Genomic DNA, 22953 nt, shown 5'->3' with positions numbered 1-22953 from the left:
GCATGAAGCATTTACTGTCCCGCCTGGCGTTGGCGGTTGGTCTGGCTGCGCCGGTGTTGCTGGCTCACGCGGATGATCAGGTGAAGCGCGGCGAATACCTTGCGCGCGCCGCCGATTGCATGGCCTGCCACACCGCACGGGGTGGCGCGCCGTTTGCGGGTGGTTTGCCGATCGTCTCGCCGTTTGGAACGATCTACGGCACCAACATTACCCCGAGCAAAGAGCACGGCATCGGTCTGTACAACGACGACGAATTCTTCGCCGCACTCACCGAAGGCAAGCGTCGCGATGGCGCCAACCTGTACCCGGCGATGCCCTACACCTCGTATCACTTGATGCCGCGCGAAGATTCAGACGCGATTCATGCGTACCTGAAAACCGTCGAGCCGATCGAACGCGCGGCGCCGGTCACCAGCCTGAGCTTCCCGTTCAACGTGCGCCTGGGTTTGATGGGCTGGAACATGCTCTACGGCAAGGACGTGAAACTCGCGCCCACCGAGGGCAAAAGCGAAGCCTTCAAGCGCGGCGAGTACATGGTCGAGGTGCTCGGTCACTGCGGCGAATGCCACACGCCACGGGGTTTGCCCGGCGCCATGCAACAGGACAAGCGCCTGACCGGCGGCCTGCTCAACGGCTACTTGGCGCCGAGCCTGCTGGCCACTGATTTGGCCGCGCGCGGCTGGAATCAGCAGGACCTGAGCACCTTCCTCAAGCACGGGATGAGCGCCCAGGGCACGATGTTCAACGAGATGTTCCCGGTGTTCCACAACAGCACCCAAGGCCTCAATGACCCGGACCTGGCGGCGATGGCCACTTATCTGCTGGGCGATCCAGCCCCGGCGGCCAAAGTGCTGACCGAAGTGCCGCTGGACAAAATGAGCCCAAGCGCCCAACGCGGTCGTCAGGACTACCTGAACGTCTGCGCCGGTTGCCACGCGCCAAACGGCGAGGGCAAACCGCACATCGCCGTGGCCATGCGCGGCAACACCACGCTGCGCCTGGAAGATCCGCGCAACCTGCTGCGGGTGATAGAGGACGGCATCGGCGAACAGAAATTCGCCGGGTTCGAACGCATGCAGCCGATGCCGGGCTTTGCCGACAAACTCAGCCATGAGCAACTGACCGATCTGCTGAATTATTTGCGTCAGGGTTGGGGCGGTCAGTCTGCTGAGTTGGCGGTGAGCGATGTGCAGAAACTGCAAGCGGACGCACCGCCGGCCGAGCACAAGGCGCACTGACATGCAGCATCTCGATCTGCAAGTGGTGCGTCGGGCGCTGGAATTGTCGGTGGCGGGGCAGCGGGTGTGGTTGTGCACGGTGCTTGCCACTTATGGCTCGGCACCGCGGGCGCCGGGGTCGCTACTGGCGGTGAACGCGGACGGGCAGTGGATCGGCTCGCTGTCCGGTGGCTGCGTTGAGGAGGATTTCCTTGAGCGGGTCGCCGAAGGCGCGTTTGAAGAGGCAGTCAGCGTCGTGCGTTACGGCGAAGGCGACGACCCGCGTTCCCGAGTGAGCCTGCCCTGCGGCGGCGTGCTCGATGTGCTGGTGGAGAAGCTTGAACCGGATTGTGCGGTTCAGGCGCATCTGCGCGAGCTGGAATCGGCGTTGTTGGGTCAGCGTCGGTTGATTCGCGAGGTCGATCTGGGCAACGGTGCGCGCGCTGTGTTTGCGGACAGCGAGCAGGGTGTGCGCATCGAGCGTGAGATTGATCGGGTACGCGTGCGGATCGGCGCGGCTCAGCGGTTGTTGCTGGCCGGGTATTCCAGCGTCGCCCAGGCGTGTGCGGAATTTGCCGTGGGCCTGGGTTTCGAGGTGATTCTCTGCGATCCCCGGGATGAAGTGCTGAACGGTGTGGTGCTGGACGGCGTCGAAATTCGTCGCCAACTGCCGTCGGTGTTCATCGCTGATGGCGGCTGTCACAGCGATACGGCAGTGGTGGCGCTGACCCACGATCCGCGCATTGATGATTTGGCGATGATGGAAGCGGTGCGCACCGATGCGTTTTATATCGGTGTAATGGGGTCGATGCAAACGTCGCAAAAGCGCTTTGAGCGGTTGCGCCGGATTGGTGGGTTGGGGGATGCGGAATTGGCGCGGATACATGCACCGATTGGGTTGAACCTGGGGAGCAAGACCCCGGCGGAGATCGCCTTGGCAGTCTTGGCCGACATCCTGCGAATTCGCAGCGGCATCACCCGCGATCGCCTCTGATCCTTGTAGGAGCGAGGCTTGCCCGCGAAAGCGGTGCGTCAGGCAAAAATGATGTCGTCTGACACAACCTCTTCGCGAGCAAGCTTCGCTCCTACACGGAACCGCGGTGTTGGTCAGTACCCGAACTTATCCCGCAACCCGTAATACCAAGCACCCAACGCCGCAAACGGCGTGCGCAGCAATTGCCCACCCGGAAACGGGTAATGCGGCAAATCCGCAAACGCATCAAAGCGCTCAGCCTGCCCGCGCAACGCCTCGGCCAGCACTTTGCCCGCCAGATGCGTGTACGTCACACCATGCCCGCTGCAACCCTGGGAATAGTAAATGTTGTCCCCCAGCCGTCCGACCTGCGGCAGACGCGACAGGGTCAGCAGGAAGTTTCCGGTCCAGGCGTAATCGATCTTCACGTCTTTCAAATGCGGAAACGCCTTGAGCATCTTCGGCCGAATAATCGCCTCGATGTTCGCCGGATCCCGCGCGCCATACACCACGCCACCGCCGAAGACCAAACGCTTGTCGCCGGTCAGACGGTAATAATCGAGCAAGTAATTGCAGTCCTCAACGCAGTAATCCTGCGGCAACAGACTCTTGGCCAACGCATCGCCCAACGGTTCAGTGGTAATCACCTGAGTCCCGCACGGCATCGACTTCGCCGCCAACTCCGGCACCAGATTGCCGAGGTAAGCATTGCCCGCCACGATAATGAACTTGGCCCGAACCTTACCCTGCGGCGTATGCACCACCGGATTCGCCCCGCGCTCGATGCGCACCGCCGGCGACTGCTCATAAATAGTGCCGCCCAACGACTCCACGGCCGCCGCTTCACCTAGCGCCAGGTTCAACGGATGAATATGCCCGCCGCTCATGTCGAGCATGCCGCCGACATACTGATCGCACGCCACCACTTCACGAATGCGCTTCTGATCCAGCAACTCAAGCTGCGTATGCCCGAACCGCTCCCACAGACGCTTCTGCGATTCCAGATGCCCCATCTGCTTGGCCGTGATCGCGGCGAACACACCACCGTCCTTCAAATCGCACTGGATATTATATTTGGCGACCCGCTCACGAATGATCCGCCCACCCTCAAACGCCATCTGCCCCAGCAACTGCGCCTGCTTGGGCCCGACACTGCGCTCGATCACATCAATGTCGCGGCTATAACTGTTAACGATCTGCCCACCGTTGCGCCCCGACGCGCCAAACCCCACCTTGGCCGCCTCAAGCACCGTGACCTTAAAACCGTTCTCCAGCAAAAACAGGGCAGAGGACAAACCGGTGTAACCGGCGCCAATCACACAGACATCAGTCTCTACGTCATCCTGCAACGCCGGGCGCGGCGGCACCGCATTGGCCGATGCAGCGTAATAGGACTCGGGGTAGGGGGTGTTCGCCATCCTGCAGCCTCTGTTTAATATATTTTACGAGTCCGCCGATCCTACCCGAGTTAAAAAACCGCCGCCAGCCACCGGAAAATCTCCGTCGCAGCCACAAAATTAAATATTTTGCATATTCATAGGGTTAGCTCGAAAAAAGGTGTTGACACCCCTCCGGAATTCCGTAGAATGCCGCCACACAGCAGGCACGTAGCTCAGTTGGTTAGAGCACCACCTTGACATGGTGGGGGTCGTTGGTTCGAGTCCAATCGCGCCTACCAAACAAAATCCGCTCTGCTGGGCGGTCTAGAAGGGCTCACCGAAAGGTGGGCCCTTTTTTGTTGTCTGCGATTTAAGCAAAACGTTCACAAAGTATCGGGCTCGTTCAGACTGGGCAATGTGAGCGCCAAAACCCTGATTCATCTCGCTGCTGGTTGGCGCTTAAGTGGTGAAGTGCGTCTCTGGGCCTGGGCGTGGGGCTCCGGAGATATGCTCTTCTCGGGAAGGGCTCGCAAATTATGCAACACTAGTGCGTCGAAGATGATCTTGGCACTATGCTGAATCGGAAATTCTGAAAGGGATATCAATGAGAATCCTATTGTCAATCTTACTAGCTTCAATCTGGTCGACCGGTTACGCCGCTGACGATTGCACCGGTATCAATGAAGATAGCAAGCGTCTTGCGTGCTACGACATGAAATACCGCCCTGTCTCCACTGTGCAGCAAGCTTCGAGCTGGGAAGTGAGGGAGACAGTCTCAAAAATTGATGACAGCAAAACTATCGTTTTGCATGCAACCTCCAAAGAGGTGGTGGCGAAGCAATATGGCGGTCACGACACAGCTGACCTTTATATTCGTTGTGCCGAAGGGGCAACGTCGTTGTATTTCGTTTTGGCCGATAATTTTCTAGCTGATACAGAGGAGTACGGACAAGTGACCTACCGGGTCGATAATCAAAAAGCCCGGACGTACAGCTTTTCGTCCTCTACGGACAATAAGGCTCTTGGTCAATGGGGCGGTCAATACGCTATTCCCGTTGTTAAGCATTTATTTGACGCTCAGCAGGTAGTTGTCCGTATCACGCCCTATAACGAATCACCGGTAACGGTGACCTTTCCTGTTACTGGCCTGCGGCAAGCCATTGCCCCCCTGCAACTGGCATGTAAGTGGAAGTGATTTTTCAAAGAGGTGATAGCTCTATTTTTTACAGGCTTATCAGTAAACAAATCTGTCACCTTTTTGCGACTAAAAATCTTTCTTCTTAAAGGTCTGATCGCCCGACTGATCGTTGCTAATCGTTAGTACACCTTTCGAAATTGAATACGTTGTCGACGCATCTCCCTCTGAATAGCGGTTTCTCCAGCGCCCCCATTCGTTTGTATCGGCCAAGAATGTTGACCAGATGACACGGTCTTCGCTCACTTGGCATCGATACCGAAATGAGTCACCGTCCGGACGTCGATAAGATATCTCAGGGTTTGGTTCTGCCTGGTTGGTTTTCATTGTTTTTGTTGGTCGGCCCATCTCAACTGAAATGGCTGCCTTGCAGATGTCTGCACTTGTGAAGGTCTCGGCGTGGGCGCAGGAAATGAGTCCAATGGACGCGAGAAGTCCTGCTACTACTTTTTTATTCATACCTTGTCCTTGGTTTATTGATATAGCCACTAATATCTAATTCATCTCGCGCTGAAGCGCCTCTTGGTAGCAAACCAGGTCACTCGATCTCTGATTGCTTTCGTATTCCGTCTGGTAGTGCTCCGCGCTTTGGCTGCAATCGTATCCGGAGCTTCCTCCAAGTTCGCGCTCGAGTGCTTTCTGGTAGCAGACAAGGTCGCTGGCTCTCATCGTGCTTTGGTATCGATCCTGATAGGACTGAGCGCTGTCGCTGCATGACCCGTAAGGGGTTATTGCCAAAGCAACCGAGCAGCATGAAGCCAGGGAGCCCCCCAGCAGTAGACGTTTTATTAAGCTCATCCTTGATTCCCTCGTGAGATCCATCCCGACACCGACGATCTATCACTATAGCTGCCGGGAAAAAATGTGTGGTGTCGTGCCGAGCCTCTGGAAGGGGTGCGATTATCTTTTCTGGAGTAAGCTTCCCACCTTTCAGCAAAAGGAGTTGAGTGATGTTTGCACGAATCATTGTGGGCGTTTTGATTGGTCTGGCGGCGGGTCTGTTTCTGCATGGGAAATTTTCTCTGGAAGAAAAGACGCTGAAAATCATCCAGATTTTTGTTGGCATCGTGGCGATTGGTTTCATCGCCTCTTCGTTCATGTTTGGCGCGGTGTATGGGGTGCTGGCCGTCGCTGAGATTGCGGGGGGTTACTTCGCCTATACCAAGCTATTCCAAGGTCAGGTTTCCAAGCCATAAGCAAAACCGTTCGCTACGTTTACGGCCCACTGCACCATTTCATGGATGTATCTATGCAAGCTGTCAACCCTGGCAAACCTTCGGTGGCGTTTCTTCTGGGCGTTGTCGTTAGTGGCTGGGGTTTGTTCTATGCAGGTCGACCTCGACTGGCCGCAGCGCTCATTGCCGTGCTGTGGAGCTTCTTGCTGATAGGAGGATGGTCTGGGCTGTTTACCAGCCGGCGCGGCTTAGTTGTATTGGTCGCGATGATCATCGTGACGAAGTGCGTATCAGCCTTTGCCGGTGCCTGGTTTGCGCGTCGGCGTATCAAAGTGCACAGCAAGCGTGAGCATTTGTTCTTCCTTGCCGCGATGGTCGTCAGTCTTTGGTTGCTGATTCAACCCAGCACGCGCTCTCGGTTGCTCGGATTTGAAGGTTATCGCATTCAGGGGAATGGCATGGCGCCGACGCTGATAACGGGCGATGCGTTTGTTTGTGATAGCAGGCGTAGTGATTACTCTCTGGGCGATGTCGTGGCTTACGAGCGTGAGGGAAACGTTGAGGTCAAGCGTATCGCCGCCACCGAGGGAAACAGCATTGAGATTGTCGACGGCAACGTGCTGCTTAACGGAGAAAACTTTGGGCCGTTTCATTCGGGGTCGCCAAGGGAGAAAAGCTATTCGCAAAGCTTTGAGCGAACACAGATTGCGCGTGGGTATGTCTTCGTGTTGGGAGACAACCGCGACAATAGTCGTGACAGTCGAACCGATGGGCCAGTAGCGCTGGCTAATGTCCGCTGCAAAACCACCCACATCATTTACTCGGCTGCCGGTAGGAAAACCGGAACAGCGATCTGGTAGGTGGCATCCATTCACTGACGAACTCGGCATCGGTGACTATCTTCTTGCGATGGCGTCTATGCAGTTCTGTACATGGAAGTAATAAGGACGTTACGTGTTTTGGAAAGTGATCTTACTGGCCATGCTCACCGGTTTAAGTGGGTGCGCGGCGGTCGCTACGCGGATGGATTACAACCATCGTTGTCCCTACCTGGGTGTTCGTTTTGATTGGTGGTTGGTCGGCACATCCCACGGAAAACTGATCCCCTTTTTACTCCTCGACGCGCCATTTTCGTTGGTGGTCGATACGGTGTTTTTCCCTTTCGAATATCAATACACCTGCAATCTCTGAGGCGTCTATGCCGCAGACATGGAACAGTAATAAGGACATTACGTGCTACGGAAGCTCATTTTAATGTTGGCTATTTCACAGTTGAGCGGTTGCGCCTGGTTGGGCTCGGTGACGGGGCCAGGTTCATATCAATGCTACGGCGGGATACACGATGAGTATCTGTGGGCTCAGTTCTTCGGTCCGCTTGTACTGATCGACGTTCCATTCACTTTTGTGGCTGACACCGTATCACTGCCTTTTTGCCGGTAGTGATCGAGGACGTACCCAGCTTTTGTGAGATGTGTTTAATCGTTGCGAGCCGCGCGTTTAAAGACACTCTGTGTTACGTCATAAGCGGCTACAAAACCTTGCGCCGTTACCTACGCGTGCGCCAGAATCCGCCGGCTTGTGCCTCTTGGGCCAGGGCTCTATCGTTTGCCTGCCACTGCTCATCAGTGGTCGGGTTTAGTCGCCCGTTGTTGCTAAGTCGCATAAGCGTCAATCAGCCAGGTATCCCAACCTGCACTTGATGGTAGCTGTGCGCAGGGCACTCTCGAGTGCGCCGATTTCTTAGCTCGTCGGTCGACTAACCTGTGCACAGCTGCCTCCCTTTCGTTTAGTCGCGAACTGGTCGTAGCCTCATAGAGAGAGTTAAGACATGTTCAAGGTAACGCCGAATCCCCCGCACAACGATCCAGTACCCTACGACGCCTCTTTCGATCTTGATCCCAAGAAAATGAAACTGGCGGCCGACCGCGCACTCAACTTCTACCTCAACCCCGGGGCGACGAAAGAGCCGATACCGCCCCGCAAGCGCAGCACCATCTTCACCATCGACGCAGCGGTGGATGACGAAACGTTGCTCCTCGAGGCCAGCGAATCGTTCGCACAAGCCCGCGAGATGGTTAACGATCTCGCCGACCTGGCGGACAACCCGCGACGTCATACGATGCTGGTGCTGGCCCGTGTGATTCTGATGGGTGAGTTGGCGGTCAACCGCGTACTGGACAACCACAAGCCTGGATAGCCACCAGGCACCGTAACGAGGGGATTGCCCCCTCGTTACTTTTCCAACACCCGCCCCGGAAAAAACAACTCAAAACACGTCACCCCATTCTCACTGGTGACGCCATACCGCCCGTTATGCAACTGCATAATCGTCGCCACAATCGACAACCCCAACCCATTCGATTGCGCCGACCGTTCCCGCGACTCATCCACCCGATAAAACCGGTCAAACAGTTTCGGCAAATGCTCCGCCGCAATGGTCGCGCCGTGGTTGCTCACCCGCAGGCTGATCCCATCAGAAGTAGGCGTCGCACTCACCACCAATTCCGAATCCGGCGCGCCATATTTGATGGCGTTCGAACACAGGTTGGCCAGCGCCCGCCGCAACAACATCGGCTCGGCCCAGATCACGCCGCTGCCGTGGGCGTTGATGCTGATCCCGGCGTCCGCCGCCAGTCCTTCAAAGTAATCCGCCATCCGCTCCATCTCATCCGCCGCGTCCAGTTCCTGGCGTTGGCGCAAGGCGCTGGCCGGGTCGGTGCGGGCGAGGAACAGCATGTTGTCGAGCATGCGCGCCAGGCGTTCGAGTTCTTCGACGTTGGAGGCGAGCAGTTGTTGGTAGGCTTCGACGCTGCGGTTTTGCTGGAGGGCGACCTGGGTTTCGCCGAGCAGGTTGTTGATCGGGGTGCGCAGTTCGTGGGCCATGTCGGTGGAGACCTGGCCGAGCTGGATAAAGCCTTTGGCGAGGCGGTCGAGCACGCCGTTGAAGGCGTCGATCATCGGCAGCACTTCCAGCGGCGCGCCTTGAATGTCGAGGCGTTCGGTGAGGTTGCCGACGCCGATGCCGTGGGCGTGTTTGGCCAGGCGACGCAGGGGCAGCAGCCCGCGATACAGCAGCAAGTAGCCGCAGAGCGCGAGCAATAGGGCGGCGACGCCGGCGAGGAAGTAAACGCGCAACCGGTAGTTGGCCAGCACGCTGGTGCGCTCGGTCATCAGTCGACCGGCCACGACTTGCAGGCTGCCGAGGTCGCCCGAGTCGATGGTCGCCGCCAGCGCCGCGAAGGGCACGCCGTCCACGCCGGAAAAATGCTGCACGTCGGCCAGTACCAACGGATGGTCCATGGTCACGGGCGACAGGTTCGGCAAGTCGAGGTTGCCGGGATTGACCACCAGCAACGGCTTTTGTCCGGCCGCACCGATCACCAGCACCGACTCGCGGTTGCCGAGCATGTTCTGGAACAACGCGGGTTTGCTCTTGATCAGGTCCAGGGTGTTGCTGTCATTCAGAAACGTGCGCAGTTGATCGACCCGGGTGATCAGCGCGGCATCGTCCCGGCGGATCAACTCGCGCTCCAGTTCGCGATACAAACACACGCCCAACGTGATGACCGAGGCGAACGCCAGCAAGGCAAACAGCAACGCCAGGCGCAGGGTCAGGGAATGCGCTCGGCGGTTCATGGCTGCGTATCGAAGCGATAGCCGATACCGCGCACGCTGTGGATCAGCTTGAGTTGGAACGGGTCGTCGACTTTCAAGCGCAGCCGGCGCACGGCGACGTCTACCACGTTGGTGTCGCTGTCGAAATTCATGTCCCACACCCGCGAGGCAATCAGCGAGCGCGACAGCACTTGGCCCTGATGCGTGGCGAACAGGTGCAGCAAGGCGAATTCTTTATTGGTCAGCGTGATGCGCACGCCGTCGCGGGTGATGCGGCGTTTGAGTACGTCGATTTGCAGATCGGCGACTTGCAATTGTTCTTCTTCACGGGACGGACCACGGCGGGTCAGGGTGCGCAGGCGCGCCACCAGTTCGGCGAAGGAGAACGGTTTGATCAGGTAGTCGTCGGCGCCCAGTTCCAGGCCCTTGATACGGTCGGCGATGTCGTCGCGGGCGCTGAGGAACAGCACCGGTGTATCGGCTTCCTTGCGCAAGCGCCGCAGCACTTCCCAGCCGTCCATTTTCGGCATCATCACGTCCAGCACGATGACGTCGAACGAGGTTTCCAGGGCCAGGTGCAAGCCGTCCACGCCATTGCGCGCGAGGCTGACCGAGTAACCGAGTTCCTGCAGGCCGTTGAGCAGGTAGTTGCCTGCCTTGGGCTCGTCTTCAACGACAAGGATGTTCATGGTCGGTATCCGTAAGAAGTCATTGCGCCGTGGAGGGCGTGAGCCAGTGTAGCCCGATCATCTGCACGTGACGCGGGCCACACGTCTTCGGCGACGCACACTCAATTGTCATTGGTGCAACCGGAGCCTTCGACCTGGTAATCCAGCACGTGCTCCTGGCCTTTGTGGTCCAGGTAGTCCAGCCGCGCAGGAATAATGCCGCACTGTTGTGAGATGTCGGTGGTGGACAGGACTTTAGCGACGTCCATATGCACGAAGAAACCGGTTTTGTCATGAATCACCGCGGCTTGTGGCTGGGTGTCGGCAAACGCCGAACCGGTGGCGAGGAGGGCGGCGAAACCGAGGATTAACATTTTCATGATGGGGCTCTCTCTAAATCGGGGTGAAGGTGGCTGCCGTCAGTTGGCTGGGCAGTGAGCTCAGGTTAACGAGGCAATCCGGACAGCCGACCAACAGTTGAATGACAAAGTTGTAATGCAATTCGCCCCGGGATTACGGCTGGCGGCCGGAGGCTTCGAGGATCAGGTCGGCGATTTCTTTCGAGTGCGACACCAGCGACAAATGGCTGGACGGCACCTCGATGGTGGTCGCGCCCATGCGTTTGGCGAGGAAGCGTTCCAGGTCCGGGTTGATGGTCTGGTCGAGGCTGGACACCGCGTACCACGACGGTTTGCTGTGCCAGGCTGCTGCGGTGGTGCGCTCGCCAAACAAGGTCTTGGCGATCGGTTGTTGCACGGCGAACAGGGCCAGGGCTTTGTCGTGGGGGACATCACCGGCGAAGTATTTGAGGAAAGCGTCTTGCTTCAAGGTGACGTAGCCGTCGTGCTCCTCGGTGCCGGCGCGCACCGGCATGGTCGGATACTTGCCGGCGAGGGCGACGAAATCTTCTCCGGCATCCGGGGCGCGGGCGGCGACGTACACCAGGGCGCTGACCTTCGGATCGACCCCGGCTTCACTGACCACGGTGCCGGCATAGGAATGGCCGACCAACACCGTCGGGCCGTCTTGTTGATCAAGCACGCGCTGGGTGGCGGCGACGTCGTTGGCCACCGAGGTCAGTGGGTTTTGTACCGCGGTGACGTGCAGACCGGCGGCCTGCAACCGCGTAATTACCTCGGACCAGCTCGAACCATCGGCCCAGGAACCGTGCACCAGCACGACGTTGTTGGCCTTCACCGGCGCAATGTTGCTGGCCATGGCGGAACCGGTGCCGAGCATCAGCAGGCTGGCGGCGATCAGGCAGAGTTTGTTGATTGGTTTCATGGTGTCGACCCTTGTCTTCATCGGTGGGAGGCGCGTCACCCAGGCTGGGTGACTGACGACTTCACTGTATGAATCGAGGGTGCTGCCTACGCTGACAACTCCATGACAAGTTTGTAATCCGGGGTTCGGGCGGCGCTGAGTGGTCAGCAGGCGTGATTCGGTTCCATCGAAAATTTGCGTAATACTCAAAAAGTTTGCCGTGTGCGTCACAAACACTCGGCACAGTAAGCAGGCCGGGGGCTGATCACCGTGCGCTGTGTCACACAATGGCATAGTGGCAAATCAATACTTTGATCGAATCAACATTCATCGGGAACTTTCCGGGAAATGCTTGTCTCTCTTCCGAGGGAATAAAAACAGCTCCGAGCTGGAAATTTCCCAGGGAAGAGAACAACTCGTACAGAGGAGCAAGACTTTGAGAATACAGTTGACATGTATAACTTCGAATGTATGCTCATGTTCACTTCCGAAAACGAAACCGGCGGTTTTGTTCATTGGCGAGCAGCGCTGATGATCCGTCAGATAATTGAAATCAAGTTTAAGTAAGCTCGTTCGGTATTGCTGCGTCGGTGATAGCTTGCTGTGCGTCATTATGGTGCTTTAACCCCACAATAGTGCAGCTGTAACCGGTTTCACCCCAATATCTCTACGCGTCAGTACTGTATTAACGGTTGTTGGATAATCGCGCCTTATTCAATGGAGTCGTCAACTTGTGACGACGGCCCTGCAGTAACTTGCTGAATTGTTTGCACTCGTCCAATAATTAGAATAATTGCTTTATTTATTTGCTCGGCAAGTTGTGCCGGGGATGAAGTGTCGCCCGTGGAAACAATTGACTGCATGGCACGACGGCAGGGGTCATAAGCCCTGAAGTCACCAAGTAGTTCAAAGGCAACGATCAGAGCCTATGGACGGGGGCATAACTTGAAGGAAACCGATCTGGAGATCGTAGATGAGTGTGTACGATTACTTTGATTGTGAGCTTGACTGCGATAACGACCTCCCGGACATAAAAATCATTGCGCAAAGCACCTCGCCACTGGGCATCGATCTGCTGCTGTCGGGGGAGACCGGCACCGGCAAGGACACCCTGGCGCAACGCATTCACGTACTGTCGGAGCGCAAGGGCGGGTTTGTGGCGATGAATTGCGCGGCGATTCCGGAGTCGCTGGCCGAAAGCGAGTTGTTCGGGGTGGTCAGCGGCGCGTTCACCGGGGCCAGTCGTTCGCGGATGGGCTACATCGAAGCGGCGCAGGGCGGCACGCTGTACCTCGACGAGATCGACAGCATGCCGCTCAATCTCCAGGCCAAACTGCTGCGGGTGCTGGAGGTCCGGGCTATCGAGCGACTCGGTTCGACCACGGTCATTCCCCTGGAGTTATGCGTGATCGCCTCGGCCCAGAGGCCTCTGGATGAAATGGTCGAGCAGGGCCTGTTTCGTCGCGATCTGTATTTCCGCCTCAACGTCCTGACCATCCAGTTGCCGGCACTGCGCGAGCGTCGCGACCAGATCATTCCGCTGTTTTCCCAATTTTCCAACGCCGCCGCCCGAGACTTGGGGCGGGGTCACAAAGCGCTGGGCGCGGCGCTGACCCAAGTGCTGCTCAGCCATTCCTGGCCCGGCAACATCCGCGAATTGAAGTCCGCGGCCAAGCGTTTCGTGCTGGGTTTTCCGTTGCTCGGCGGCGGGCCCGGTGAAGACCCCGAGAGCCAGACCCTCAAGGCGCAGATGCGGGTCATCGAGCGCATCCTGATCCAGGAGGCGCTCAAGCGCCACGGTCAGTCCGTCGACGCGGTGAGCATGGAATTGGGCGTGCCCCGACGCACGCTTTATCACCGCATCAAGTCGCTGGATATATTCCTCAAACACGATCCCCTGGAAAAAAAAGTGGAACCCAAATCCGCCACGGCTCCACTCATGGATATCTCGCACTGATGCGAGTGTTCATTGTGGAGTTAAGACTATGGCTGGTATGGGTGGAGTAGGTGGCGCTGCAAACACGGCGGTAAATGGTTTCAACTCGGTTAAAGAAACCGCTAACTCGGTTAAAGGCAATGCGCAAAACCAGTCGGCAGCCGCCGACATGTCCGGCGGCGGTAAAGCGGCCGACGCACAAATGAAAATGATGCAGATGCAGGACGAGCAATCGGCCCGCAATATCACCATGCAAGGCCAGGCGGCCATGCAAACGGAACAGCGCAACACACTGCAGGCCATCAGTTCCGCTCAGACGGACGCGGCCAACAAGCAAATCTCCAACGTCGCACAAAGTGCGAAAGGCATCAGCTATTAATCATCCCTGTGCCCTCTGTTTGTGCAGAGGGCTTTTGATCGTTAGCGAGAATCTTCCATGTTAAATCCTCTAGCAGCAGGTGCCAGTTCGCTTCTGAAAATGGGCGGCGCTATTCCGGCGACCCTAACTTCCGTGGCCTCCGAATCAATTAATTCCATGAAAGGGGTGGTCGACAAGTTAAGCAGTTCGCTGATGTCCGGCGGCCACCTCAATACCGATTCGCCCTTGGGCAAGATGGTTGAACAACAACTTAAAAAAGAGAACCCGTTCATGGCCTTGGCCGGGGGGAAGGGCGGTGAAGAGAACGCCGTCAAGAAAGCGTTGGGCGATTTGATCAAGGACAAACTGGGCAGCAATTTCGGCGCCTCGGCGGATGCCGGCATTGGTGGCAAAGGCCAGGGCGGGCAGGATTTGATGTCCCAGACTCTGCAAGGTCTGGGCAAGTCATCGCTGGACAATGCGCTGACCGACAAGGGCGAAGGCTCGACTTTCTCTAAGGCCGACAAACCGATCCTGCAGCAAGTCGCCAATTTCATGGACCAGAACAAAGCCCAGTTCGGTGCGCCGGATTCCGGGTCCTGGAGCAAGGAACTCGACGAGAGCGGCGGCAAGGACAACTTCCTCGACAAGGGTGAAACCTCGAAATTCCGCGCGGCGCTGGAGCAGATTTCCCAGCAGATGGGTGCCGGTGGTGCGCAGGGCACGCAATCGACTCAGGGCAACGGCGGCCTGGGCAGCCCGCAACAGGAACCGTCGGCCAACGATGCGTCCTCGGGCGGCCAATCCAACGACCTGGCGCAACTGTTAGGCAGCAGCAATCCGATGGACATCTTCAAGCAAGGCCTGGAAATGGGCCTGGGGATTGCCGGTGGCAAAGGCGCGGAGGGCGGCGCTGATAGCCTCGCGCAGAACGGCCTGAGCCCGCAGTTGCAACAACACAGCCTGAAAAGTTCGGCCGCTGAAGCGGCGCAAAACATCCTCGACGTGATGAGCGCGGGCGTTTCCTGATCCCAGGATTGCCGTGAACCATCGCACCCCCTCGACACCGTCTGCCGGAGAACGCCCGTGAGTCTTTCCCCCATCAATGCACCCAAAGGCGTCCCGGTCGAGCATGACCCAGGCCTGGTTTCCGGACCTGCGCAGGCGGATGTCGACTTATTCAATGGCGCCATGCGTAACGAGGCCGCCCCGGTGGGGCATATGGCCGACGGTGTGGTGGGTGCGCTCTCCGAGCGTTTCCAGTCCCAGGAACAGCTGTCGCAGCAGGCGCTGCGCTCGATGAAAACCGCTGCCGGTTCGGCCGATCCGATGGACATGGTCAAGATGAGCCGCTCGCTGTCGCAATACTCGCTGCAGATGGCGATCACCACCAAAGTGGTGAGCAAGAGCGCCCAGGCGCTCGATAAATTGACCAACATGCAGTAGGCCCGGCGTGAAATTCTTTGCCCCGATTGTGTTGCTGTGCCTGCTGTTGCTCAGCGGCTGCAGCGACGACACGGAACTGTTCGGCGGCCTCTCGGAGCCGGACTCCAATGACGTCATCGCCAAACTCGCCGACCAGCACATCGACGCCCGCAAGCAGATGCAAAAAACCGGCGTGACCATCATCGTCGCCGCCCGCGACATCAATCGCGCGGTGCGCGTGCTGGAAGCCGCCGGCCTGCCGCGACGGGCCCGCACCAGCCTCGGGGAAATCTTCAAGAAAGAAGGGGTGATTTCCACGCCGCTGGAGGAACGGGCGCGCTACATCTATGCGTTGTCCCAGGAACTGGAATCGACCTTGTCGCAGATCGACGGCGTGATCGTCGCGCGGGTCCACGTGGTGCTGCCGGAACGCATCGCCCCTGGCGAACCGGTGCAACCGGCGTCGGCGGCGGTGTTCATCAAGCACACCGCAGCGCTCGATCCGGACAGCGTACGTGGGCGCATTCAGCAAATGGTCGCGAGCAGTATTCCGGGGATGTCTCAGGAAGCGGCCAACTCGAAAAAATTCGCCATCGTCTTCGTCCCGTCCATGGAGTTTCAGGACAAGGAAAACCTGGTGCGTTTCGGCCCGTTCCTGATCGACAGCCCGGACGTCGGCTTCTGGCACGTCATGGCGCTGGTGCTTCCGATCAGCCTGCTGTTGCTGCTGGCCGTGCTGGCCCTGGGGCTGCGCCGTGACTGGCGCGGGGCATTGCTCGCCCGTGTGTGGCCCGGCCGGCGCAGCGATTCGACGTTACCGGCGAACCTATGACCGCGACCGACTGGGTGAACTGGTGGTGTTGCACGTGGCGTTGGGCGCACCCGGCCTGGCAGGCGCAGGTGCTGGCGGTCCAGGGCCTGGAACCTGAGGCGTGCGCCGCTGTGACGCGCAGCCGCCAGGCGGATTTACTGGCCAGCCTCGGCGTGCGTCCCAGTCAACCGCCCGAGCCGGACGTCGATGTGCTGTTGTGGTTGTCGCTGAGCACGGAGCAACGTCAACAAGCGCTGGCCCTCGCCCGATCGATCTGTTGCGCGCCGCTGCCCGCCGAAACCACGGTGGCTGCGCGGTACGATGCCTGGTGTCGCAGCCTGGCCAAGGCCCTGCGACCGGGGCTTTGGGCTGATCCGCAACAGACCGACATGCGCCCTCTGCTCGGCGCCTGGCTGGGCCCGGCGATCTGGCCACGCCTGCGTCTGGGATGGGCGCCGGGGGAGGTCGGTGAGCCGGCGACGGACCTGCCGCCCAACAAACTCGACACGTTGTGGCGCGCCGTGTTGTGGCGCGTCTCGACGCCATGAACAACCACCGAGTACTGCGCTGATGCTGGTTCGACGACGCTTGTCCCTGGGCACCGAGGCGTTGCTGCGCGAACCGATCCTGCGCCGCGAAGACCTCGCCGATGCGCAACGGGCCAGTGACCTGCTGCTCGCCGCCCATGCCCAGGCCGAGGCGTTGATCGCCGAGGCGCAAGGCCAATGCCAGCGTTCTCTTGATCAGGCGACGGGGCAGTTCTGGGCGCAGGCCAATGCCTTCCTGCAAACCGTGGAAGACCAGCGCCAGGCCTTGCAACGCTCGGCGGTCGAGTCGGCCGAGGCCATGCTCACGCTGGCGCTGACCCGGCTGTTCGACGACACCAGCGTCATCGAGCGCGGACAAGCGCTGATCACGCATCTGGCGGCCAGCCAGAGCGATGCCTGCACCGCGACCCTCAGCTGTCCCCCCGCGCTGTTCGCCGACGTGCAGACCTGGCTCGTCGGTGGCCGTTTCGCCACGCTGTGGACGTTGCGCGAAGAATCCTCGATGCCGCCGCAGACCCTGCGCCTGAGCAGCGACGCCGGGGAATTCGATCTTGATTGGTCCGGGTTGGTCCGCTGCCTGCTGGGGCAGGGCGACTGACTAGGCGGCGCCTTCTTTTTCCCCCTCTTATGCAAAAAGTGGAACCGGCTGACGGTTTTGCTCCACTCACTGGCGACCCTTTCCGTGGAGCACTCTTCATGATCAGTTTCAAAGCCTTGCAGCATCGCCTCGACCATTCATTCAGCAACAGCCAGACCAACACTGACGAGGCGGCCCTCGACGCTGCGGACAGTGGCTCGCCCGAAGACATGATGGCGTTCAGCGACGCGTCGCAGAAAATGGCCACCGCGACCTCGGTGTTGAGCGAAGGCCTGCGCGCCCAGCACGGTTTGACGAAAGCGATAATCGATGGAATTCAATGACTTCGTTGCGGTGATCACCCAGTGGTGCGAGCAAGGTGCTGGCGCACCGCTGGACTGTTGGATCGACGAGGCCAACGCCCGACTCGCCCGCTGCGAAGACGGCGTGCGTTGCAGCATCGACGTGCTGGACCCGTACGACGCTGCCGACCCTGATCGCTTGACCGCGCTGCTGATCCAGAGCAGCGCTGGCGTGGCTTGCCACTGCGAAGGCGCGCTGGCGATCGATCCCGACAGTCACTGCCTGGTGCTGGTCAGTTGGCAGGCGCCGCCCTGTGCCGCCCCGGTGTTGCTGCAACGCCTGGAACACCTGGCCAATCAGCGCGCCGCGATGCTCAGCCTGTTACAGCATTCTTTGGGCAGCCTGGCGAATGCTGCGTTGCCCCGTTCGACCCTCAATACCTGGCAACCCGGAGCGTGAAATGAAGGCCTTTAAGTGGTTGCCTTGGCTATTGATCTGGATGAGTGCCTCGGCCTTCGCCGCCGTGCCGCCAGCCTGGAAACACACGGCGTACGCCTATGACGCCAGTCAGGCGGATCTGGCGACGGCGCTGGCCGATTTCGCCAAGGAGTTTGGCCTGGGCTTTGAAATGGAGCCGGTGGACGGCATCGTGGATGGCCGTATCAAGGCGCCAAACCCCCAGGCGTTTCTGGAGCGATTGAGTCAGGAACATCACTTCCAGTGGTTCGTCTACAACGAGACGTTGTACATCAGCCCGACCAGCGAGCAGACCTCGGCGCGCATCGAGGTGTCCCCGGATGCGGTGGATGACCTCAAGAGTGCCCTGACCGACGTCGGCCTGCTGGATACGCGATTCGGCTGGGGCGCCTTGCCCGACGAAGGCGTGGTGCTGGTGCGCGGGCCGGCCAAGTACGTCAATTTCGTGCGCGACTACAGCAAGAAAGTCGACACCCCGGACGAGAAGCAGGACATCGTCGTGCTGCCGTTGAAGTACGCCAACGCCGCCGACCGCACCATTCGCTATCGCGACCAGCAACTGACGGTGGCCGGGGTCGCGAGCATTCTTCAGGACTTGCTCGAAACCCGCTCCCGGGGCGATACGATCAACGGCGTCAACCTGCTCCAGGGCGCCGGGCTGGGTGCCGGTGGCAGTCCCTATGGCGGCGGTTCGACGCTGCTCGGCGGGCTCGACACCGACAACCTGCAAAAAGGCCTGGATCAGGTGCTGGCCAACACCGGCTCGAAGAAGGGCAAAGGCGCGGCGGGCAACAAGTCGCGGATCCGTGTCAGCGCCGATGTGCGCAACAACGCGGTGCTGATCTATGACTTGCCCAAGCGCAAGGCGTTGTATCAGAAGCTGGTCAAACAGCTCGATCAACCGCGCAACCTGATCGAAATCGATGCGGTGATTCTCGACATCAACCGCGAAGACCTGGCCGAGCTGTCCAGCAGTTGGAACATCTGGGCCGGCGGCACCAATGTCAGTGCCTCGCTGCTCGATTCCGGTTCCAGCTCAACCTTGTCGGTGGAAAACTCCGGTCGCTTCGCCCTGGCCATTCATGCGCTGGAAGGCAAGGGCTCGGCGACGGTGGTGGGCAATCCGTCGATCCTGACCCTGGAAAACCAACCGGCGGTGATCGACTTCAGTCGCACCGAATACCTGACCGCCACCGGCGAACGGGTCGCCGATATCCAGCCGATTACTGCCGGGACCAGTTTGCAGGTGATTCCGCGCTCGCTGAATCACGAAGGCAGGTCCCAGGTGCAACTGATCCTCGACATCGAAGACGGACAGATCGACGCCTCTGTACTCAACCCCTCGCAACCGAGCGTGCGCAAAGGCAACGTCAGCACCCAGGCAGTGATCGCCGAACACGGGTCGTTGGTGGTCGGTGGGTTCCATGTATTGGAGTCCGACGACAAGGTGCGCAAGATTCCTTACCTCAGCGCCATTCCGCTGATCGGCAAACTGCTGTTCACGTCCAGCAGCCACCGCACCAGCAAACGCGAGCGGCTGTTTATCCTCACCCCACGGCTGATCGGTGATCAGGTCGACCCGTCGCGCTACGTCGAAAACGGCAACCCGGATGACGTGGATGCGGCGTCCAAACGCATCAGCGGTCGGCGTGACGGCGCGCTACCGACGCGCATCGATGTGCAGAAAGCCTTCACCCAATTGCTCGATGGCATCGCTCCGGCCGGGTTCACCAGCAGTGACCAATTGCCGTTCATTCCCAACACCTTGTGCGACTCGAATTCAGGTGTGGCCATCGATGGCGAACGCGCCCAGTGGTACACGCAAAAGCAGTGGGGCGTGGCGGTGGTGGTGGCGCGCAACACCAGCGACAAACCCCAGCGCATCGATGAAAGCACTTGCGGCGGACGCTGGGTGTTGGGCGTCAGTGCTTGGCCCAAGGCCTGGCTGCAACCGGGGGAAGAAAGCGAGGTGTTCATTGCCGTGCGCCAACCCAAATCACTCACGGCCAACGCCCAGGCGCGCGCCTCGTTACTCAAGGGAACGACACCATGAACCAGGTTTTGTGTGGGACGTTGCTGGCGTTGTGCGCGCTGTTGGCCGGTTGCGCGGGCTCGGGTTCCGGGTGTGTGGCCGAGGCATGCGATCGGCCCGATTCCAACGATCGCGAACTGGTGATCTGGTGGCCGGCGGACATGCGCCAGGGCCTCGAAGCGCGTGAGCGCACGCTCGACTTCACCGTCGTGCCATTAAGGGATTGAAGGCTATGATCCGAGTTTCAGAGAAGTCGGCGTTCTACGCCCAAGTCGCCGCCGAACAGGCTGCGGTCTGGCCGGTCGCGGCGGGTATTTCGTTCGTCAGTCGCCGCGAACACCAGGACTGGGGCATCGCCTTGCACATCGAAAGCCGTTCGTTGAAACCCCAGCAATTGCGCACGGCACTGGAGCGGCGCTTCACCCAGTCGCACCTGTTTCCCGATTACTTTCTGTTCCTCGATTCCCAGCGCGACTTCGTGGTCTGGCACGCCACGCCCATGGGCGCGGGCAGCCACGTGTCCCTGGACGATATCCGCCAGCATCAACTGCTGCTGGCGGGGCTCGATCACTTGGGCGATGGCGCTTACTGACCTTCCCGAGTGTTCTCGATTTGCGCGCGCAGGGCATTGGCCCGGCGATTGATGACGGCAGCGCCCTGCAGTTCGATGTTCGGTTGGGCGACGGCGGCTGGCGTCTGCGCTGGCGGGTTGTCGAGGGCCTTGCGCACACTGCCGTGGGCCTGGAATGTCTGGTTCATGGTGCGATAAGCCAGGCCCATGGCCGCAGCGGTGCCGGCATTGCCGAGGAAGCTGCCGAGGGCGGTTGAGGTATTGCCACGGGTGACTTCGCCCATGGCCATGTTGATTGCGCTGGCCAGGCTGGTCCAGGCCACGCGCGCCGGGGACTGATCGAGAATCCGCCCGTAATCCTTGAGCGGCAGGCTCGCTTCGAATTGTTGCGTGGTGCCGGCCTGGCGTGTGTCGAAATGCTTTTGCAGATGATTGTCCATGATCGCGATCACGGTGTTGAACGCCGCGCGCGTACCGGCCAGGGTCTGGATCGATTTGGCCAGCGCTTCACCCCGCAGCGGCAAATGATCGGCGCCGGTCAATGCCGGGCTCGACAGCGTCTGGCCCGGCGGCAAAGTCTGCGGGCTGACCGAATCCTGGACGAAGCCCATGGTCAGGGTCATCGCGCCGTAGGCCCAGCCGAGCAGGGCCATGTTGTCCTGATTGACCCCGTGGGTCTTGGTGTCGTCGTGCTTGCCGGTCATGCTCAGGCTGGCCTGCATCGCTTCGCGCGATACGGCGTAGATCACGTTGCGCAACTGGGTCGAGAGAATCCGCGCGCTCAAGGCGCCGTCACCGCGAGCAGCACCGAGTGCGCCGAGGCTCAGGTAGATCGCTTCGGCGACCACTTGATTGCGGGTGACGTTGCGCGAATCGCGCTGCATCTGCGTGCGCAGGGCATCCTGTTTGTCGGGCGCCAGGCCATTCCACTTCGCTTCGCTCAGGGCAAAGTGACCACGCACGGCGACGTTCGATTCGGCGCCCAGACGCTCCAGGCGCGGTTGGCGCACGTAGACCTGGGTGGCAATCGACGCCAGGGAAATCGCCGCTTGCAGCACCAGGGCGCCACCGGGGCTTTTTTCCGCCAGGCCATCGGCCAGCGCGCTGTAGGCGTGCATGAACGCGACTTCGCGCACGTAGGTCGGCAACCCACAAGTGGCCATCTGTTGCAGGGTCTGGCCGGCGGCCGCGAGCGTGGTGCGACCGGACGGCAGATTCGCCGCGCTGTCACTCCAGGCCTGGATCGCGCCGCTCTTGAGCTGATCGCGCACCGCACCCCCGGCGGTGCTGGCGCTTGCATAGGCCGGCGCCAGATAACTGCGGTGGAACGTCTGGCCCAGGCTCATCGCCGCTTGTGCCGCCCGCGCAGTGAAACCAGGTGGGGGCGGCGGTGTTTGCCCGCGCTCAAGATCCGCCGGGGTTCGGTTGCGGCCCAGGGGTTGCAATTCGAGGCGCGTCGGCGGGGCGATGCCGGGTGCTGCGGGTCTCATGTCCATGCCGGATTCCTCTTGGGTAGCGCGGCGGGCGAAGGCGCGACGAAACTGTCGGCCAGTCGGGCAACATCCAGCAGCCAGTCGGCGAAGGCCTCGCCGTCCAGCCCTTTGCAATCCCAGCGGGCTTGCAGGCAACTGCCGTGGGGCGCGAGGGCCACGGCGCAACCGCTCAGCAGCATTAATTGCAGGTTGGCGCGTAAGGCTAGTTCACGTTGAGCGGCACTGCGCAGCGGGGCCTCGATGATTGTGCTGACCAGCAGGTGGCGCTGGTCGCCATCGGCGATCACTTCGAACGACCGGGCGCCGAGCTGGATCATCCCGACGGTCTGAATCTGTGCCTCGGGCGGGGCGGTGATGCCCAGTTGCTGCATCGCCTGAATCAGCAAGGGCCGATGCCAGTGCTGGTCCATCGCCGCTTTGGCCGCTGGCGCCGTGACAGGATTCGACGCGGGCGCCGGACCTGGCGTTGTTTCGGCGCGGGCCGTTCCTGACGTCAACGCGGTAGCCCCCGCGACCAGGCTTTCCGCGACGGCGATCAGATGGTCGAGTTCGGCGGCTAGCCCTGGGTGATCCGAGTACGCCTGAAACCCCAGGCGCTTGACCAGCAAGCCATGTCCGCGTTCGTCCAGTGCGCCGGTGCAAGCGCTCATGGCGCTGATCGCGCAGTTGGCCCGCAGCAGCAGTTCGTTCCATTGCAGCGGGGTCAGGGTTTCGGGACGCGGTAGCTGTGCCAGCACGATCCACTGCGCGAAAGGTTCGGTTTGCCAAAGGCTCAGTTGCAGCGTCAGCCCCGGCAGTTGCAACTCGCCGCTGCGGGCGAAATCCCGGGCCTGTTGCGGCGCTACGCCAAGGTGTTTGGCGGCGTTCAATAACCAGGGTGTGGCGGCATCGGGAATGGGCGTAAGTTGCGACGAATTCATGAGCTGCACTGCCGAAA

28 protein-coding genes and 1 tRNA gene are annotated in these 22953 nt (G+C 60.0%); 21 read left to right on the top strand and 8 right to left on the bottom strand.

The features are described from left to right. The first annotated feature begins 2 nt into the window (after positions 1 to 2). Together HKK52_RS09690 and HKK52_RS09685 are read left to right on the top strand one after the other, a co-directional pair. Positions 3 to 1238, top strand: a complete 1236-nt coding sequence (locus HKK52_RS09690) for a c-type cytochrome (protein WP_169370642.1) — start codon at positions 3 to 5, stop codon at positions 1236 to 1238. A 1-nt stretch (position 1239) separates the two neighbouring features. Continuing rightward, positions 1240 to 2211, top strand: a complete 972-nt coding sequence (locus HKK52_RS09685) for an XdhC family protein (RefSeq protein ID WP_169370641.1) — start codon at positions 1240 to 1242, stop codon at positions 2209 to 2211. A gap of 113 nt (positions 2212 to 2324) precedes the next feature. Here HKK52_RS09685 and HKK52_RS09680 read toward each other — a convergent pair whose 3' ends face one another. Continuing rightward, positions 2325 to 3608 carry an NAD(P)/FAD-dependent oxidoreductase gene (locus HKK52_RS09680; protein ID WP_169370640.1) on the bottom strand — a complete coding sequence of 428 codons (1284 nt, stop codon included), beginning with the start codon at positions 3606 to 3608 and terminating at the stop codon, positions 2325 to 2327. 183 nt (positions 3609 to 3791) lie between these two features. On the opposite strand from HKK52_RS09680, the gene HKK52_RS09675 reads away from it, so the two are divergent. Further along, positions 3792 to 3868: transfer RNA gene (locus HKK52_RS09675), tRNA-Val, on the top strand. Between the two features lie 305 nt (positions 3869 to 4173). Then, a complete protein-coding gene (locus tag HKK52_RS09670; protein WP_169370639.1) occupies positions 4174 to 4764 on the top strand; it encodes a type VI secretion system-associated protein TagO in 591 nt (196 codons plus the stop codon). Between the two features lie 69 nt (positions 4765 to 4833). Here HKK52_RS09670 and HKK52_RS09665 read toward each other — a convergent pair whose 3' ends face one another. Beyond that, positions 4834 to 5223, bottom strand: coding sequence for a hypothetical protein (locus HKK52_RS09665; protein ID WP_237150764.1), 390 nt, complete (start codon positions 5221 to 5223; stop codon positions 4834 to 4836). Positions 5224 to 5714: 491 nt separating this feature from the next. Between HKK52_RS09665 and HKK52_RS09660 the strand changes: the two genes are divergently transcribed. The 5 genes from HKK52_RS09660 (at position 5715) to HKK52_RS09640 (ending at position 8136) form a co-directional block, all read left to right on the top strand. After that, positions 5715 to 5960 (top strand): hypothetical protein, encoded by a 246-nt coding sequence (locus HKK52_RS09660; RefSeq protein ID WP_169370638.1) that lies wholly within the window; start codon positions 5715 to 5717, stop codon positions 5958 to 5960. Positions 5961 to 6013: 53 nt separating this feature from the next. Then, positions 6014 to 6799, top strand: coding sequence for a signal peptidase I (gene lepB / locus HKK52_RS09655; RefSeq protein ID WP_169370637.1), 786 nt, complete (start codon positions 6014 to 6016; stop codon positions 6797 to 6799). Positions 6800 to 6893: 94 nt separating this feature from the next. Next, complete coding sequence (locus HKK52_RS09650; RefSeq protein WP_169370636.1) at positions 6894 to 7130, top strand: YceK/YidQ family lipoprotein; 237 nt, start codon at positions 6894 to 6896, stop codon at positions 7128 to 7130. Positions 7131 to 7193: 63 nt separating this feature from the next. Further along, positions 7194 to 7379 (top strand): YceK/YidQ family lipoprotein, encoded by a 186-nt coding sequence (locus tag HKK52_RS32970; protein WP_429514219.1) that lies wholly within the window; start codon positions 7194 to 7196, stop codon positions 7377 to 7379. A gap of 388 nt (positions 7380 to 7767) precedes the next feature. Further along, positions 7768 to 8136 carry a DUF6124 family protein gene (locus tag HKK52_RS09640; protein WP_169370634.1) on the top strand — a complete coding sequence of 123 codons (369 nt, stop codon included), beginning with the start codon at positions 7768 to 7770 and terminating at the stop codon, positions 8134 to 8136. A gap of 35 nt (positions 8137 to 8171) precedes the next feature. Here the strand turns inward: HKK52_RS09640 and HKK52_RS09635 are convergent, their stop codons facing one another. From HKK52_RS09635 to HKK52_RS09620, 4 genes are all read right to left on the bottom strand, one after another. After that, positions 8172 to 9575: a heavy metal sensor histidine kinase gene (locus HKK52_RS09635; protein ID WP_169370633.1), complete on the bottom strand. Its 1404-nt coding sequence runs from the start codon at positions 9573 to 9575 to the stop codon at positions 8172 to 8174. After that, positions 9572 to 10243 (bottom strand): heavy metal response regulator transcription factor, encoded by a 672-nt coding sequence (locus HKK52_RS09630; RefSeq protein ID WP_054053013.1) that lies wholly within the window; start codon positions 10241 to 10243, stop codon positions 9572 to 9574. The genes HKK52_RS09635 and HKK52_RS09630 overlap by 4 nt, the downstream gene beginning before the upstream one ends. A gap of 101 nt (positions 10244 to 10344) precedes the next feature. Then, positions 10345 to 10602, bottom strand: coding sequence for a DUF2790 domain-containing protein (locus tag HKK52_RS09625; RefSeq protein ID WP_149658865.1), 258 nt, complete (start codon positions 10600 to 10602; stop codon positions 10345 to 10347). A gap of 133 nt (positions 10603 to 10735) precedes the next feature. Next, positions 10736 to 11506, bottom strand: a complete 771-nt coding sequence (locus HKK52_RS09620; RefSeq protein WP_169370632.1) for an alpha/beta hydrolase — start codon at positions 11504 to 11506, stop codon at positions 10736 to 10738. 952 nt (positions 11507 to 12458) lie between these two features. On the opposite strand from HKK52_RS09620, the gene HKK52_RS09615 reads away from it, so the two are divergent. The 12 genes from HKK52_RS09615 (at position 12459) to HKK52_RS09560 (ending at position 20544) form a co-directional block, all read left to right on the top strand. After that, positions 12459 to 13442 carry a sigma 54-interacting transcriptional regulator gene (locus HKK52_RS09615; protein ID WP_169370631.1) on the top strand — a complete coding sequence of 328 codons (984 nt, stop codon included), beginning with the start codon at positions 12459 to 12461 and terminating at the stop codon, positions 13440 to 13442. Between the two features lie 28 nt (positions 13443 to 13470). Further along, the gene (locus HKK52_RS09610) at positions 13471 to 13800 is read left to right on the top strand and encodes a hypothetical protein (RefSeq protein ID WP_169370630.1); all 330 of its coding nucleotides are present in this window, start codon (positions 13471 to 13473) and stop codon (positions 13798 to 13800) included. 57 nt (positions 13801 to 13857) lie between these two features. Next, complete coding sequence (locus HKK52_RS09605) at positions 13858 to 14808, top strand: hypothetical protein (RefSeq protein ID WP_336604968.1); 951 nt, start codon at positions 13858 to 13860, stop codon at positions 14806 to 14808. A 57-nt stretch (positions 14809 to 14865) separates the two neighbouring features. Then, positions 14866 to 15225, top strand: a complete 360-nt coding sequence (gene sctI, locus HKK52_RS09600; protein WP_169370628.1) for a type III secretion system inner rod subunit SctI — start codon at positions 14866 to 14868, stop codon at positions 15223 to 15225. A gap of 7 nt (positions 15226 to 15232) precedes the next feature. Continuing rightward, the gene (sctJ, locus tag HKK52_RS09595; protein ID WP_169370627.1) at positions 15233 to 16036 is read left to right on the top strand and encodes a type III secretion system inner membrane ring lipoprotein SctJ; all 804 of its coding nucleotides are present in this window, start codon (positions 15233 to 15235) and stop codon (positions 16034 to 16036) included. Next, positions 16033 to 16563, top strand: a complete 531-nt coding sequence (locus HKK52_RS09590; RefSeq protein ID WP_169370626.1) for a type III secretion protein — start codon at positions 16033 to 16035, stop codon at positions 16561 to 16563. Before sctJ ends, HKK52_RS09590 begins: the two co-directional genes overlap by 4 nt. A gap of 22 nt (positions 16564 to 16585) precedes the next feature. After that, positions 16586 to 17161 (top strand): type III secretion system stator protein SctL, encoded by a 576-nt coding sequence (gene sctL / locus HKK52_RS09585; RefSeq protein ID WP_169370625.1) that lies wholly within the window; start codon positions 16586 to 16588, stop codon positions 17159 to 17161. A 98-nt stretch (positions 17162 to 17259) separates the two neighbouring features. Then, positions 17260 to 17484: a type III secretion protein gene (locus HKK52_RS09580; RefSeq protein ID WP_133836968.1), complete on the top strand. Its 225-nt coding sequence runs from the start codon at positions 17260 to 17262 to the stop codon at positions 17482 to 17484. Continuing rightward, positions 17471 to 17902: a type III secretion protein gene (locus HKK52_RS09575; RefSeq protein ID WP_169370624.1), complete on the top strand. Its 432-nt coding sequence runs from the start codon at positions 17471 to 17473 to the stop codon at positions 17900 to 17902. Before HKK52_RS09580 ends, HKK52_RS09575 begins: the two co-directional genes overlap by 14 nt. Position 17903: 1 nt before the next feature. Further along, on the top strand, positions 17904 to 19973 hold the full coding sequence (sctC, locus tag HKK52_RS09570; RefSeq protein WP_169370623.1) for a type III secretion system outer membrane ring subunit SctC: 2070 nt from the start codon (positions 17904 to 17906) through the stop codon (positions 19971 to 19973). Beyond that, positions 19970 to 20179 carry an HrpT family type III secretion system protein gene (hrpT, locus tag HKK52_RS09565; protein ID WP_169370622.1) on the top strand — a complete coding sequence of 70 codons (210 nt, stop codon included), beginning with the start codon at positions 19970 to 19972 and terminating at the stop codon, positions 20177 to 20179. Before sctC ends, hrpT begins: the two co-directional genes overlap by 4 nt. 5 nt (positions 20180 to 20184) lie before the next feature. Beyond that, positions 20185 to 20544, top strand: coding sequence for a type III secretion protein HrpV (locus tag HKK52_RS09560; RefSeq protein ID WP_169370621.1), 360 nt, complete (start codon positions 20185 to 20187; stop codon positions 20542 to 20544). Here HKK52_RS09560 and HKK52_RS09555 read toward each other — a convergent pair. Both HKK52_RS09555 and HKK52_RS09550 read right to left on the bottom strand, forming a co-directional pair. Then, positions 20538 to 22019 (bottom strand): hypothetical protein, encoded by a 1482-nt coding sequence (locus HKK52_RS09555; protein ID WP_169370620.1) that lies wholly within the window; start codon positions 22017 to 22019, stop codon positions 20538 to 20540. The genes HKK52_RS09560 and HKK52_RS09555 overlap by 7 nt on opposite strands. After that, positions 22010 to 22936 (bottom strand): type III secretion system chaperone, encoded by a 927-nt coding sequence (locus tag HKK52_RS09550; protein WP_169370619.1) that lies wholly within the window; start codon positions 22934 to 22936, stop codon positions 22010 to 22012. Before HKK52_RS09550 ends, HKK52_RS09555 begins: the two co-directional genes overlap by 10 nt. Positions 22937 to 22953: the final 17 nt, after the last annotated feature.

This window comes from Pseudomonas sp. ADAK2 (assembly GCF_012935755.1).
GTDB lineage: Bacteria > Pseudomonadota > Gammaproteobacteria > Pseudomonadales > Pseudomonadaceae > Aquipseudomonas.
Note: the sequence above shows the minus strand (reverse complement) of the source record. Positions and strands in the feature narration are given on the sequence as shown.